Consider the following 12,918-nt stretch of genomic DNA (forward strand, 5'->3'; position numbering starts at 1 on the left):
CCGTCGTCGACCACAACAATCACATTCGGGGCGATACCCAGCCGGCGCGCATCCATTTCTGACGCTTGACCCTGCGTCGCTGGCGGTTGCTTCCAAAGGAGAAGTCACCACGATGAAGTCGGCGTTCTCATTCCTGCCCAACTGGCCGCTCGCGCCGGATGCCGTGTTCTGGGCCGGGCTCGCGCTGTTCGCGGCCGGCCTGTGCGGCGAGCTGTGCTACCGCGCGTGGCGTCTGCCGCGCATCACCGGTTATGCGGTGATCGGTCTCATTGCCGGTTCGTTCGGATTCGGCGTGATCGATACCAGCACCGACGAAACGTCGCGGCTGCTGATGGATGTCGCGCTCGGCCTGCTGCTGTTCGAACTCGGCAGCCGCCTCGACCTGCGCTGGATCCGGCGCAATCCGTGGCTCGTCGCGTCGAGCCTCGCCGAAGCCACGCTGACGTTCGTGCTCGTGCTGTTCGTGATGCTCGCGCTCGGCGTGTCGGGGATGGTCGCGCTCGTGCTGTCGGCGATCGCGATCGCGACGTCGCCGTCGATGGTGATCCAGCTCAAGACCGAACTGCGCGCGGAAGGGCAGGTGTCGCAACGACTCATCACGCTCACCGCGCTCAACAGCGTGTACGCGATCGTGCTGACCAAGCTCGTGACGAGCTGGCTTCACCAGGAAGCGTACGGCAACGTGTTCGCGACGATCCTGCAACCCGTGTACCTGATCGCCGGCTCGTTCATCGTCGCGTATCTCGTCGCGCGTTCGTGCAACTACCTGTTCCGCCACATGACCGCGACGATGCGCGACGAGCATTCGTTCGTCGCGCTGTTCGGGCTCGTGATGCTCGCGATCGCGGTCGCACAGGCGTTGAAGCTGTCGACGCTGCTCACACTGCTGCTCGCCGGCATCATCGTGAAGAACCTCGAGGCGCGGCCGCAGCTGTGGCCCGAGCATTTCGGCACGGCCGGCTGGCTGCTGACGGTGGTCCTGTTCGTGCTGACGCTCACGTCGTTCACGTGGGGCGACATCGCGCTCGGCGGGCTGCTCGCGATCGTGCTGATCGTCACGCGGCTCGTCGCGAAGCTGGCCGGCGTCGTTGCGTTCGCGAAGCCGAGCGGCCTCGGGATGAAGCAGGGCATTGCGCTCGGCATCGCGCTGACGCCGATGTCCGCGCTGTCGTACCTGCTCGTCGACGACACGTACCAGCTCTACCCGAATTTCGACCCGCACCTGCGCGCGATCGTGATGTGCTCGATCGTGATCCTGCAGCTCGTGAGCCCGTTCGTTGTCTACCGCTGCCTGTCGGCGGTCGGCGAACGCAGCGACAGCAACTGATTCCGGAACCTGCCATGGCACTCGAAACCTTCGTCAATTCCGAACCGTTCACGTTCGGCGTCGAACTGGAGATCCAGGTCGTCAACACGCACAACTACGACCTGACCAAGGCGGCATCCGACCTGATGCGCCTGATCCAGGGCGAGACCTTTCCGGGCAACATCACGCCGGAAATCACCGAGAGCATGATCGAGCTGTCGACCGGCATCTGCCATTCGCACGAGCAGGCCGTCAGCGAGCTGCATGCGATCCGCGACGTGCTCGTGAAGGCGGCCGACCAGCTCAACGTCGGGCTGGCCGGCGGCGGCACGCATGCGTTCCAGCAATGGAGCGACCGGCAGATCTACGACGCGCCGCGCTTCCAGTACATCTCCGAGCTGTACGGCTATCTGGCGAAGCAGTTCACGGTGTTCGGCCAGCACGTGCACATCGGCTGTCCCGATGCGGACAGCGCGCTGTTCCTGCTGCACTCGATGTCGCGCTTCATTCCGCACTTCATCGCACTGTCCGCGTCGTCGCCGTTCGTGCAGAACGTCGACACGGGCTTCCATTCGGCACGCCTGAATTCGGTGTTCGCGTTCCCGCTGTCGGGCCGCGCGCCGTTCGTGCTGACCTGGGACAGCTTCGAGGAGTACTTCACGAAGATGGTGAACACGGGCGTCGTCAACTCGATGAAGGATTTCTACTGGGACATCCGCCCGAAGCCCGGCTTCGGCACGATCGAGGTGCGCGTGATGGACACGCCGCTGTCGGTCGACCGCGCCGCGGCGATCGCCTGCTACATCCAGACGCTCGCGCGCTACCTGCTGACCGACCGGCCGCTGAAGCTGTCGGAGGACGACTATCTCGTCTACACGTTCAACCGTTTCGAAGCGTGCCGCTTCGGGCTCGAGGGCACGTGCGTGAATCCTCAGACGGGTGAACGCCGCACGATCGCGGAAGACATCCTCGACACGCTCGACCGGATCGCGCCGCATGCGGCCGCGCTCGGCTCGCGCGCGGCGCTCGACGAGATCGGCGCGCTCGCGAAAGCCCGCGTGAACGACGCATCCTGGTTGAGAACCGTTTTCAAACAGGAAAAATCGCTGAACGAGACGGTCCGGCAGCAGTGCTTACGTTGGCGTGAGTGAAAAAATGTTTTGCAGATTGCAGGCTCGACCGCGTCGCGATTCGCTGAATGACGGTTGGCGCCATGTCCGGCCGAAATCGGTGCCGGTCGTCCTGAAAATCTGTGGATAACCTAATATTCCGCTGCAAAGTCAATGATCTGTGCGCGGGATAACCCGGTGGATCAATGCCATTCGACCGATGGCCGATCCGAACAGGAAAATGCTGGCGCGCCCCGTTGCGCGGGCGCGCGGCATTGCGGGCACAACGAAAAATTTCAGTTATCCAGTGATTTTCCACAGAATGCAGGGGATAACTTAGCTGTGCGATTTTCCGCTCTCGCTTAGAATGTCGGCTTTGCGGACACCGGAACGGCGTGTGTCATTCCGGTCGCCGCGAACGCGACCGCCGCGTGTGCCTCGTGACGGCCGTGATGACGCACTCGAGAGAGCGCGTTTGTTTTGAGATAGACATTCGATCTCCACACTACGGCCGCTCGGCAATCCGGGCGGCGGCAAAGCGAAAAGACTATGAGCGAAGGCGTTTACGGGAACCAGGCTTCGGGACGTGTGACCCACAGCCTGCTGCGGTTGAGCACGGCCATGCGGAGCCAGGCATGGGATTGGGCGGAAGGCGCTGGCCTCACGCCGACGCAGGGCGAGATTCTCGTGCTGCTGCTGCAGCGCAAGGGCCCGATGCGGCTCGGCGAGATCGCGCGCGAGACGCAGCTCACCGCGGCGACCACGAGCGATGCGGTCAGCACGCTCGAGACGAAGGGGCTCGTCGAGAAGCGCCGTGCGCTGGACGACGGCCGTGCACCGGCCGTGCGCCTGTCGGCGCGTGGCCGTACGGCCGCGAAGAAGGCGCTGCAATGGCCTGAATTTCTGACGAAAGCGGTCGGCAAGCTCGGCGCGGACGAGCAGGGCACGCTGTACCGCGCGCTGCTGAAGACGCTGCGCGAGCTGCAGGTGGCCGGTGCGACGCCGCCGCAGCGCATGTGCCTGACGTGCGCGCATTTCCAGCCGGGCAAGCTGTCGAAGAAGACCGTGCATCACTGCGCGGCGCTCGACATCTCGATGTCGGACAGCGATCTGCGTCTCGACTGCTCGGTGCAGGAAGAAGCCGACGCGGCGACGCAGAAGAAGACCTGGAAGATTTTCGCAGGCTGACGTCCGTCGATCGACCGGGAGGCCGATGATGAACGCTGAAGTCGTGGCGATCCGCCATGTGCATTTCGAGGATCTCGGGAGCTTCGAGCAGGTGCTCGGCGAACGGGGGCGGCGGGTGCGTTATGTCGACGTCGGATCGTCGCGGGTCGAGGTGCTCAACGTGCTGGAGCCGTCGCTGTTGGTCGTGCTCGGCGGGCCGATCAGCGTGTACGACGATGCGCAGTATCCGTCGATCGCGCCGCTCCTGGCGCTCGTCCGGCAGCGCATCGACGCGGGGCTGCCGATCCTCGGCATCTGCCTCGGCGCGCAGTTCATCGCGCGGGCGCTCGGCGCACGTGTCTATCCGGCCGCGCAGCACGAACTCGGCTGGGCGCCGCTGGCGCTCACCGATGCCGGCCGCGCGTCGCCGCTGCGTCACCTCGATGGCGCGGCGACGTCGATGCTCCATTGGCACGGCGATACGTTCGACCTGCCGGGCGGGGCAATCCATCTCGCGTCGACACCGGCGTGCCGCCACCAGGCATTCGCGTGGGGGCAGCACGTGCTGGCGCTGCAATGCCACCCGGAAATCCGCACCGACCGCTTCGAACCCTGGCTGATTGCGAACGCCGGTGAAATCGCGGCGACGCCCGGCATCGACGCGCGCCGGTTGCGTGCCGATACGGTGCAGCACGGCCCCGTGCTCGAAACGGCCGCGCGGCGCATGTTCGCGGAGTGGCTCGACAGCGTCGGGCTATAGCGCCGCGGGCGGCTCCGCCCGCCGCGAAGGTCTGGCCCGGCCCGCATCCGTCGCAGGCCGGCGCAGTGCCGTACGCCCCGCATTTTCCGCATCGCCGGCACGCTGCTGCCGGCCGTACCTGACCATCCGCTTACTGCCGGTTGCGCCGTCTGCACGCTTCCAGCCTGCGTGCTACGCTCGTCCGCTCTTTCCCTTTCCTGGCGAGCGGCTTCCATGACTGCGCTGTTTTCTCCGTTCACGCTGCGCGGCGTGACCCTTCCGAACCGGATCGTGATCTCCCCGATGTGCCAGTACTCGGCCGAACGCGGCGAAGCGACCGACTGGCACATGATTCACCTCGGCCATCTCGCGCTGTCGGGCGCCGGGCTGCTCTGCATCGAGGCGACCGCGGTCGAACCCGACGGGCGCATCACGCACGCTGACCTCGGCCTCTGGGACGACGTGACCGAAGCCGCGCTGAAACCGGTACTGGCCGCGATCCGCAAGCATTCGCCGGTGCGCATCGCGATGCAGTTGTCGCATGCGGGACGCAAGGCGTCGAGCGCGGTGCCGTGGGAGGGCGGGCAACTGGTATCGGTCGCCGACGGCGGCTGGTTGCCGCACGGCCCGTCGGCCGTGCCGCACAAGGACGGCGAGACGCCGCCGCTCGCGCTCGATGCCGCGGGCCTGAACCGCATCCGCGAGGCCTTCGCCGCGTCGGCGAAGCGTGCGGCGCGGCTCGGCATCGACGCGATCGAAGTGCATGCGGCGCATGGCTACCTGCTGCACCAGTTTCTGTCGCCGCTCGCGAACCGGCGTACCGACGAATACGGCGGCTCGCTCGAAAACCGGATGCGTTTTCCGCTCGAGATCTTCGAGATCGTGCGTGCCGCGTTTCCGGAGGACCGGCCGGTCGGCGTACGCGTGTCCGCGACCGACTGGGTCGAAGGCGGCTGGGAGCTCGACGATACGATCGCGTTCGCCCACGCGCTGAAACAGCGCGGCTGCGACTGGATCGACGTGTCGTCCGGCGGCGTGTCGCCGCTGCAGAAGATCCCGCTGTCGCCCGGTTACCAGGTGCCGTTCGCGCAGGCGGTGAAGCGCGCGGTCGGCATGCCGACGATAGCGGTGGGCCTGATCAACGAGCCCGAGCATGCGAACCGGTTGATCGAGGCCGGCGATGCCGACCTCGTCGCGATGGCGCGCGCGATGCTGTACGACCCGCGCTGGCCGTGGCATGCGGCGGCCGAGCTCGGCGCGCAGGTGACGGCGCCGCCGCAATACTGGCGTTCGCAGCCGCGCGAGCACAAGGCGTTGTTCGGCGACATCGCATTCGGCCAGCGTTGAGCATCCCGCATGCAATATTGCGTGCGATGTTGAACGAAGCAATCGTGAACGTGTAGGATGCGGGTGATCCGCCGCATGCCCCGACGCGGCACCACCCGGTGCCGCGTTTTCGTTTGGCGCGACGCCGGGCCGCGATCGCGGCCGCTTCCATTCAAGTCGTCTTCACAAGGATTCGTTCGATGAGTTCACGCAGGATCGCGGTGCGCCGCTCGGGAGTACACGGCAAGGGCGTGTTCGCCGTGGCGCCGATCAAGGCCGGCGAGCGCGTAGTGGAATACAAGGGCGAGCGAATCTCGTGGAAGGAAGCGCTGCGCCGCCACCCGCACGACCCGAGCGAGCCGAACCATACGTTCTACTTCGCACTCGACGAAGGCGGCGTGATCGACGGCAAGATCGACGGCAACAGCGCGCGCTGGATCAACCATTCGTGCGCGCCGAACTGCGAGGCCGAGGAAGTCAAAGGGCGCGTGTTCATTCACGCGCTGCGCGACATCGGGCCGGAAGAGGAGCTGTTCTACGACTACGGCCTCGTGATCGATGCGAAGCTGACGAAGAAGCTCAAGCGCGAATACGCGTGCCACTGCGGCGCGGTGTCATGTCGCGGCACGCTGCTCGCGACGTCGGACGAAGGCGGGAAGAAGAAAAAGAAGAAGGACAGGAAGGACGGCAAGTCCGAATCGAAGCCGAAGGACAAGAAGAGCAAGAAGTAAGACAGGCGGCGGCGTACCTTGCGCCGCCGCTGTCGTTCGGGCCCCGGGGCGGCGGGTCGCTCGCCGCGAATCGCTCAGTGCGTCGAGGCCGCCGCCGGCGTTTCGCTGGCCGGCTTCTCCGGATGCGCGGCGAGCGGCACCCTCACCACGAAGCGCGAACCGCCGTCGGGCGCATCCTCGTACGACACGGTGCCGCCATGCATCGCGATGATGTCGTGCACGATCGCGAGCCCAAGCCCGGCACCTGTCTCGACGCCGTTGCCGCTTTGCGCGTCGCCGCGGAAGAAGCGCTTGAACAGGTCGGCCTGCTGGTTCGCGGGCACGCCGGGGCCGTTGTCTTCCACGACGATCTCGGCGGCCGGCTGGCCGTCCTCGAGCGCGCTGCGCGCGACGTTCACCGTGATCCGCGCACCGTCCGGCCGGGCAAGCGGCACGTATTTCAGCGCATTGTCGAGCAGGTTCGCGATCACCTCGCGCAGCAGCACGGGGTTGCCGCGCACGGTCAGCTTCTCGTCGTCGTCCGCGCCGTCGGCGCGCTGGAAACCGAGATCGACGTGCGACGCGAGGGCACGCGGCACCCATTCGGCACCCGTCTCGAACGCCATCGCCGCGAGGTCGACATCGACGAAGCGTGCGGCCTGCTCACCCGGTTCCGCGCGGGCAAGCGACAGCAACTGGTTGGACAGTCGCACCGCACGGTCGGCGGCCGCACGCAGTTCGCGTACCGCCGCATAGGTCTGGTGCGGATCGCGCGCGACGGCGGCCTGTTCCGCATGCAGCTTCACGGCCGTGAGCGGCGTGCGCAACTGGTGCGCGGCGTCGGCGATGAACTTGCGCTGCGCGTCCAGCGCGGTCTTCAGGCGGCCGAGCAGCGCGTTCATCGCGCTCGTCAGCGGCCGGATCTCCAGCGGCACCTCGGTTTCGTCGACCGGTTCCAGCGACGTGTGGGTCTGCCGGTTCAGCGAATCGGCGAGATGCGTGAGCGGGCCCAGCTGCTGGTTCACGACGCGCCACACGATGCCCCAGCCCGCGAGCAGCAGCAGCAACAGGGGCATCATGATCGCGACGAGGAATTCGGCCGCGATCCGGTAGCGGTGCCGCACCGGCTGCGCGACTTCGACGACCATCGGCTTGCCGCCCTCGACGTTGTCGACACGCACCTGTGCGACGCGCACCGCGCGGTTGTCGTACTCCGCCTCGAACACGTACGCGTGGTGCATGCGGCGCACGTTGATGCCCTGCAGCGGCAGTTTCGGATCGCCGGCGAGTTCCTGCTCGCCGTCGCTGATCCGGTAGATCAGCGCTTCGGCGGGATCGGAGAACATCGCCTGCGCGAGCGGCGGCACCGTGAACGGCGCGTCGGGGCCGGCGATCTGGATCTGTTTGGAGATGGCGGTGGCGAGATCGGCGAGCGAGCGGTCGATCACATGCTGCGTGTACTGCCACGCGAGCCAGTAGGCGATCAGGCCGCTCATCAGCGCGAGCATCGACAGCGGGGCGGCGAGGCGCCGGAGCAGCGAACGGCGCAGGCTGGTGGTCACAGCCGGATCAGGAGACATTTCGACGGGCAAATGGATAAGCGCCGCTCACGGGGAGCGGCGCGGTCGTACGCCGGGCGGCGCAACGGAGCGGGCGGCGCACACGCCGGCGGCACCTGGCCGGCCGGCATGCGGCGCCGCTCAGACGCTCGCCGTCTGGCGGATTTCCTGCAGCAGGTAGCCGAAGCCGCGCACCGTGACGATTTCGACACGGCACTGCTCGAGTTTCTTGCGCACCCGGTGCACGTAGACTTCGATCGCGGTGTCGCCGAGATCGCCGCCGAAGTGCGTGAGGTGATCTTGCAGCTGGGCCTTGCTGACGACGCGGCCGTGGCGCAGCAACAGCATCTCGAGCACCGCGAATTCGCGCGGCGACAGCTCGAGCGGCTTGTCGTCGTTGAAGATGCGGCGGTCGACGCCCGACAGGCGGACGCCGCCGAGCGACACTTCCGGCCGCGGCATGTCGCTGTGCGGGCCGCTGCGGCGCATCACCGCGCGGATGCGCGCCTCGAGCTCGGCCGGCTCGAACGGCTTGAGCATGTAGTCGTCGGCGCCCGAGTTCAGGCCCTGGATCCGGTCGTTCAGCTCGTCGCGTGCGGTCAGCACGATCACGGGCGTGTGGCGGTTGGTCTGGCGGAAACGCGTGAGCAGCGTCATCCCGTCGATGCCCGGCAGGCCGAGGTCGAGGATCACGAGTTCGTGGCGGTTCTGTGCCAGCGCCTGTTCGGCAAAGATGCCGTCATGCACCATGTCGACGGTGAAGCCAGCCTGCTCGAGGCTGCTCTGGATGCCGCGTGCGATGGGGCGGTCGTCTTCGATCAGAAGGAGTCGCATGAAGTTCGCTCAAGTACAATGGGTTGGCGGTTCAGGCACGCGGACAGCACGACGCCGTTTCCACAGGGGCGCCGCCTTACCTGACAATCAAGCATGGCGGCCAGCGAACGATTAAATCCAATCATGTCCGATATTTCGATCCACGACCTAGAAGCCGCGATCAATTTCTGGCGCGCCCGCTCGCCGTCGAGCGGCGACGAACTCAAACTCTGCGAAGAGGCCAGCGCGCTCTCCAAGCCGTATGCGCTGCTGATTGTACAGCGCGAAAGCGCGTTGCAACTGGAAGGTTTGGACCCCAAGGCACGGAAAGCGTATGAGACTTACGTGCGCCTTAAGGATGGCTTGGAAAGCTGAAGGCTTTCGCTGAGTACATCCTAGAAAACGTTCATCGAAATGAAAAGTTGACGCGCCGCGCACCAAAAGACGCGCGGCGGTAGAGGAAAGCGTCAGGCGGACGGTTGCGCGTGCGCGCCGGCGCGGTCGATGAACAGCGCGAGTTCGATGTCGCGTTCGGTCAGGCCGTCGGCGTCGTGGGTCGACAGCGTGACGTCGACGCGGTTGTACACGTTGAACCATTCCGGATGGTGGTTCATTTCCTGCGCCTTGATCGCGACGCGCGTCATGAAGCCGAACGCTTCGTTGAAATCGGCGAAGCGCAGGCTGCGCTGGATGGCGTCGCGGCCCGGCACGGCCGTCCAGAGCGGCAGGCCTGCGAGCCGGGTCTTGCGTTCTTCTGATGTGAGCTTGTGGATCATCTTGCACCTCTCGTTCGGTAACGGCGCCCGCGCGCGGCTGCGCCGCGCGGCACGGCCGGCGCCGTTCATTGTTTCATAGTTGCGGGAAGGGTGACGGGCACCGGCCTCGGCGCCCCGGCGTGTCACGCGTCGGCGTCGTCGGGCCAGCCTTCGCCCGTGCCGCGGTGCAGCACGCGATCGCTATCGAGCACCGCGCCGGCCGCGAATTCGGGCAGCGCCGCGAGCCGGTCGGCCAGCGCACGGCCGTCGACGCCGGCGAGCGCGAACAGCTGCGCGAAATCGTCGATCACGAAGTAGGTCTTCTGGAACGTGTCGATCCGGTACTTCGTGCGCATCACGCGCTCGAGGTCGAAACCGAGCCGGTTCGGCGCCGCGCTTTCGAGGCTGTACAGGCTTTCGCCCTTGCTCGACACGATCCCGGCGCCGTAGATCGACAGCCCGTTCGGGCCGCGCGGATCGCGGATCAGCCCGAATTCCACCGTATACCAGTAGAGCCGTGCGAGCCGCGCCAGCGCCGCCTCGTCGTCGGCGACCGCGAGCGCGGTGCGGCCGTACGCCTGCATGTAGTCGGCGAACACCGGGTCGATCAGCAGCGGCACGTGGCCGAACAGGTCGTGGAAGCAGTCGGGTTCCTGCAGGTAGTCGAGCTGGTCGGGTCGGCGCATCCACCAGGTGACCGGGAAACGGCGGTTCGCGAGATGCTCGAAGAACACGCGGTCGGGCACGAGGCCCGGCACCGCGACGATCTCCCAGCCGGTCGCGGGCTTCAGCTGGCGGTTCACGTCGGCGAACGACGGCACGCGGTCGGCCGGCAGGTCGATCTTGCCGAGGCCGGCGACGAACGCGTCGCACGCGCGCCCGCGCAGCAGCGCCGACTGGCGCGCATAGAGCTGCTTCCACACCGCGTGGTCGACCTGGCCGTAGCGCCGCAGCGGCTGGTCGATGGTGAAATCGGCGCGGGTTTCGAGGCCCGCGTCGAACTGCTCCTGCAGTTTCGCGGTGACGACGGTGGACATGATCAGGCTCTGCAGGCTGGGGTGGGTAACCATGCAAGTGTAGAGCGGGCCGCGCGCGGAAAGGGCGCATCGTTGGCGCTGATTTGATGGTTGATGCGATAATCGTGCATCAAATCATGAATCAATGCGGAGAATGCTCATGCTGGAACTCGATCACTTCGATCTCGCGCTGCTGGACGTGCTGCAGCGCTTCGGTCGCGCGACGCATCAGCAGCTCGGCGAGGAGGTGCCGCTGTCGCCGTCGCAGATCGGCCGGCGGCTGCAGCGGCTCGAGGCGGCCGGCGTGATCGAAGGCTATCGCGTGATGCTCCGCCCGGAAAGGCTCGGGCTCGGCGTCACCGCGTTCACGAGCCTGAAGCTCAAGCACCACGGCGATTCGATCATCGAGCAGTTCCAGCAGCAGATCGACGTGCTGCCCGAAGTGCTCGAATGCCACGCGGTGGTGGGCGATGCCGACTACCTGCTGCGGATCGTCGCGCCCGACCTGAACGCGCTGTCGCAGTTCGTGATGAAGAAGCTGATGCGCGTGCCGGGCGTCGACAGCGTGCGCTCGAACATCGTGCTGACGACCTTCAAGCGCAACGGCGCGCTGCCGCTCGCGCACCTGGCGCCCGGCGCCGCATGACGCAATGACGGGGCGGCGGCGGGGCTGAAGGCGGGCCGCGCTGCGCGGCCGCCGAAGGGCCGGATCAGGCCGTTTCGTGCTGCGTATCGGCGTTCAGCAGGTCGACGTACGCGACCGCGACGAGATCGTCCTGCGCCACGCCGAGCTTCGCGAACACGTCGTGCGCTTCGGCTTCGCCGCCGGCCTCGTCGTCGTCCGGGCCGAGCACGACTTCCAGTTCGATGAAATCGCCGAGGCCGTCGACGCGGTCGAGATGGATGCGCGTGCGACCCGCAAGGTACACGTGCCGTTCCTTCGTCACGATCCCGCGGGTGGTCAGCGCGGTCGCGAGCAGCGCGTGCATCGCGTCGGGGTTCGTCACCGGGCTGCGCGTGTAGTACGACGCCTTCGGGCCGTCGCGGTCGTCGCGCTGGTAGAAGATCAGTTCGGCCGGCGTGCCGTCCTCGAAACGGCGCAGCTTGAGCCGGCCGCGCGGCACGTCGTAGAAGAAATCCTGCTGGCGGTAGAACAGCGGCGCTTCGGTCGCGAGCTTGGCAGCCTGTTCGCGCAGTCGGTCGAATTCGCGGGCGCGGGCTTTGATCTCGATGTTGCGGGCCATGCGGGTCTCCTTCAATCGGGGTCTCGCGGTGTGCGAACGCACAATCTAGCAAAAACGCGAAGACGATGGCGTGACCGCCGATGTGGCGGGATGACGCGTGCGGGCCGTCACGCCACCTTCATCAGCACGGCTCATATCGCCCACTGGGCCTCGATCAGCCGCAGCGCGGCCGCGATCGCCGGTTCGTCGCGCCGCTCGGCGAGCGTCACGAACGTCAGCTCGGTCGGCACCGTCACGCGTTCGACGATCGTCAGCGCGTGGGCGTGCGCTTCGGCCAGCGCGGTCGAGTCGCGCGCGAGCGTCAGTCCGATCCCCGATTTGACGAGGTCGAGCATCGACTGCTCCTGGTCGACCTCGGCGACCTTCACCGGCTGCGCGCCGGCGTTGGCGAAGCGCCGCGACAGCAGCCGGTGGTGCGCGGACGCCGGCGGCGTCCAGATCCACGGCAGCGCGGCGAGCGCGCGCCAGTCGTGCGCGCGCTGCACGCGTTCCTTCCAGCCGGCTGGCGCGAGCACGCGGTACTGGAAATGCGTGAGCGTGTCGGTGTGGAACAGTGCGCCGTCGAGCGAATCGTCCTCGCCCGGCCGGCCGATGTAGTAGCCGACATCGAGCGCCCGCGTGCGCACCTGTTCGATTACCCAGCCCGACATCCCGTGCCGTAGCGCCGTCTCGATCTGCGGATGGGTCTCGACCAGCGCGCGCAGGAAGCCGCCGAGCCGCAGGAAACCCGGATCGAGGATCGTGCCGATCCGCAGCCGGCCGCGCACTTCGTGCCGCAGCGCGGCAGCGGCGCGCTGCACGTCGGCGGCCGCGGCGAGCGCGCGTTCCGCATGCGGCAGCAGTGTCTGGCCGTCGCGCGTGAGCGCGAGCCCGCGCGACGTGCGCGTGAACAGCGTGACGCCGAGCGTCTCCTGCAGATGCTTGATCTGCAGGCTGACGGCCGGCTGCGTCACGTGCAGCTGCGCGGCGGCGCGCGTCAGGTTGCCTTCGCGCGCGACCGTCGCGAACGCGCGGAGCAGGGAGAGATCCATCGTCGTGATATGAGCGTGGCTTATAACGCGGTTCAGCATAACTCATTGGATCGGCTGCCGGCCGCGGGAGTACGCTTGCTCGGGTCATGGTGTGCGCGGCCGCCTGCATGGCCCGCGACGCACTATGCTGAAAATGCGCGCGG

Annotated in this window: 14 protein-coding genes; 8 read left to right on the forward strand and 6 right to left on the reverse strand. The window is 67.0% G+C overall.

Going from position 1 to position 12,918, the window contains the following annotated elements; all coding sequences use genetic code 11:
- Nucleotides 1-112: 112 nt before the first annotated feature.
- The 6 genes from HWX00_RS23545 (at nt 113) to HWX00_RS23570 (ending at nt 6,378) form a co-directional block, all read left to right on the forward strand.
- Nucleotides 113-1,327 (forward strand): cation:proton antiporter, encoded by a 1,215-nt coding sequence (locus HWX00_RS23545; protein WP_034188193.1) that lies wholly within the window; start codon nt 113-115, stop codon nt 1,325-1,327.
- 14 nt (nt 1,328-1,341) lie between these two features.
- A complete protein-coding gene (locus HWX00_RS23550; protein WP_034188192.1) occupies nt 1,342-2,457 on the forward strand; it encodes a YbdK family carboxylate-amine ligase in 1,116 nt (371 codons plus the stop codon).
- A gap of 507 nt (nt 2,458-2,964) precedes the next feature.
- Nucleotides 2,965-3,603, forward strand: a complete 639-nt coding sequence (locus HWX00_RS23555) for a MarR family winged helix-turn-helix transcriptional regulator (RefSeq protein ID WP_175027865.1) — start codon at nt 2,965-2,967, stop codon at nt 3,601-3,603.
- 28 nt (nt 3,604-3,631) lie between these two features.
- Nucleotides 3,632-4,342: a glutamine amidotransferase gene (locus HWX00_RS23560; RefSeq protein WP_059559551.1), complete on the forward strand. Its 711-nt coding sequence runs from the start codon at nt 3,632-3,634 to the stop codon at nt 4,340-4,342.
- A gap of 213 nt (nt 4,343-4,555) precedes the next feature.
- The gene (locus HWX00_RS23565; RefSeq protein WP_034188190.1) at nt 4,556-5,668 is read left to right on the forward strand and encodes an NADH:flavin oxidoreductase/NADH oxidase; all 1,113 of its coding nucleotides are present in this window, start codon (nt 4,556-4,558) and stop codon (nt 5,666-5,668) included.
- A 179-nt stretch (nt 5,669-5,847) separates the two neighbouring features.
- Nucleotides 5,848-6,378 (forward strand): SET domain-containing protein, encoded by a 531-nt coding sequence (locus tag HWX00_RS23570; RefSeq protein WP_034188189.1) that lies wholly within the window; start codon nt 5,848-5,850, stop codon nt 6,376-6,378.
- Nucleotides 6,379-6,452: 74 nt separating this feature from the next.
- Here HWX00_RS23570 and HWX00_RS23575 read toward each other — a convergent pair whose 3' ends face one another.
- Both HWX00_RS23575 and HWX00_RS23580 read right to left on the reverse strand, forming a co-directional pair.
- Nucleotides 6,453-7,937, reverse strand: a complete 1,485-nt coding sequence (locus HWX00_RS23575; RefSeq protein ID WP_034188188.1) for a sensor histidine kinase — start codon at nt 7,935-7,937, stop codon at nt 6,453-6,455.
- A 120-nt stretch (nt 7,938-8,057) separates the two neighbouring features.
- Complete coding sequence (locus HWX00_RS23580) at nt 8,058-8,750, reverse strand: response regulator (protein ID WP_006401494.1); 693 nt, start codon at nt 8,748-8,750, stop codon at nt 8,058-8,060.
- Between the two features lie 123 nt (nt 8,751-8,873).
- Between HWX00_RS23580 and HWX00_RS23585 the strand changes: the two genes are divergently transcribed.
- Nucleotides 8,874-9,104 (forward strand): DUF3717 domain-containing protein, encoded by a 231-nt coding sequence (locus tag HWX00_RS23585; RefSeq protein WP_006401493.1) that lies wholly within the window; start codon nt 8,874-8,876, stop codon nt 9,102-9,104.
- A 92-nt stretch (nt 9,105-9,196) separates the two neighbouring features.
- Here the strand turns inward: HWX00_RS23585 and HWX00_RS23590 are convergent, their stop codons facing one another.
- Together HWX00_RS23590 and phhA are read right to left on the reverse strand one after the other, a co-directional pair.
- Complete coding sequence (locus tag HWX00_RS23590; protein ID WP_260435789.1) at nt 9,197-9,574, reverse strand: 4a-hydroxytetrahydrobiopterin dehydratase; 378 nt, start codon at nt 9,572-9,574, stop codon at nt 9,197-9,199.
- A gap of 53 nt (nt 9,575-9,627) precedes the next feature.
- Nucleotides 9,628-10,554: a phenylalanine 4-monooxygenase gene (phhA, locus tag HWX00_RS23595; RefSeq protein ID WP_175027864.1), complete on the reverse strand. Its 927-nt coding sequence runs from the start codon at nt 10,552-10,554 to the stop codon at nt 9,628-9,630.
- Between the two features lie 106 nt (nt 10,555-10,660).
- Between phhA and HWX00_RS23600 the strand changes: the two genes are divergently transcribed.
- Complete coding sequence (locus tag HWX00_RS23600; protein WP_034188251.1) at nt 10,661-11,146, forward strand: Lrp/AsnC family transcriptional regulator; 486 nt, start codon at nt 10,661-10,663, stop codon at nt 11,144-11,146.
- Nucleotides 11,147-11,210: 64 nt separating this feature from the next.
- Here HWX00_RS23600 and HWX00_RS23605 read toward each other — a convergent pair whose 3' ends face one another.
- Together HWX00_RS23605 and HWX00_RS23610 are read right to left on the reverse strand one after the other, a co-directional pair.
- Entirely contained in the window at nt 11,211-11,744 is a 534-nt protein-coding gene (locus HWX00_RS23605) for a class IV adenylate cyclase (protein ID WP_034188187.1), read from the reverse strand.
- Between the two features lie 131 nt (nt 11,745-11,875).
- Nucleotides 11,876-12,775, reverse strand: a complete 900-nt coding sequence (locus tag HWX00_RS23610) for a LysR family transcriptional regulator (protein WP_175027863.1) — start codon at nt 12,773-12,775, stop codon at nt 11,876-11,878.
- Nucleotides 12,776-12,918: the final 143 nt, after the last annotated feature.

The organism is Burkholderia seminalis DSM 23518 (assembly GCF_902832885.1).
Taxonomy (GTDB): domain Bacteria; phylum Pseudomonadota; class Gammaproteobacteria; order Burkholderiales; family Burkholderiaceae; genus Burkholderia; species Burkholderia seminalis.

Bases quoted from the DNA above. Each gene is read 5' to 3' on its own strand.
- HWX00_RS23545 (WP_034188193.1), top strand. From the start codon at position 113: ATGAAGTCGGCGTTCTCATTCCTGCCCAACTGGCCGCTCGCGCCGGAT.
- HWX00_RS23550 (WP_034188192.1), top strand. From the start codon at position 1,342: ATGGCACTCGAAACCTTCGTCAATTCCGAACCGTTCACGTTCGGCGTC.
- HWX00_RS23555 (WP_175027865.1), top strand. From the start codon at position 2,965: ATGAGCGAAGGCGTTTACGGGAACCAGGCTTCGGGACGTGTGACCCAC.
- HWX00_RS23560 (WP_059559551.1), top strand. From the start codon at position 3,632: ATGAACGCTGAAGTCGTGGCGATCCGCCATGTGCATTTCGAGGATCTC.
- HWX00_RS23565 (WP_034188190.1), top strand. From the start codon at position 4,556: ATGACTGCGCTGTTTTCTCCGTTCACGCTGCGCGGCGTGACCCTTCCG.
- HWX00_RS23570 (WP_034188189.1), top strand. From the start codon at position 5,848: ATGAGTTCACGCAGGATCGCGGTGCGCCGCTCGGGAGTACACGGCAAG.
- HWX00_RS23575 (WP_034188188.1), bottom strand. From the start codon at position 7,937: ATGTCTCCTGATCCGGCTGTGACCACCAGCCTGCGCCGTTCGCTGCTC.
- HWX00_RS23580 (WP_006401494.1), bottom strand. From the start codon at position 8,750: ATGCGACTCCTTCTGATCGAAGACGACCGCCCCATCGCACGCGGCATC.
- HWX00_RS23585 (WP_006401493.1), top strand. From the start codon at position 8,874: ATGTCCGATATTTCGATCCACGACCTAGAAGCCGCGATCAATTTCTGG.
- HWX00_RS23590 (WP_260435789.1), bottom strand. From the start codon at position 9,574: ATGAACGGCGCCGGCCGTGCCGCGCGGCGCAGCCGCGCGCGGGCGCCG.
- phhA (WP_175027864.1), bottom strand. From the start codon at position 10,554: ATGGTTACCCACCCCAGCCTGCAGAGCCTGATCATGTCCACCGTCGTC.
- HWX00_RS23600 (WP_034188251.1), top strand. From the start codon at position 10,661: ATGCTGGAACTCGATCACTTCGATCTCGCGCTGCTGGACGTGCTGCAG.
- HWX00_RS23605 (WP_034188187.1), bottom strand. From the start codon at position 11,744: ATGGCCCGCAACATCGAGATCAAAGCCCGCGCCCGCGAATTCGACCGA.
- HWX00_RS23610 (WP_175027863.1), bottom strand. From the start codon at position 12,775: ATGGATCTCTCCCTGCTCCGCGCGTTCGCGACGGTCGCGCGCGAAGGC.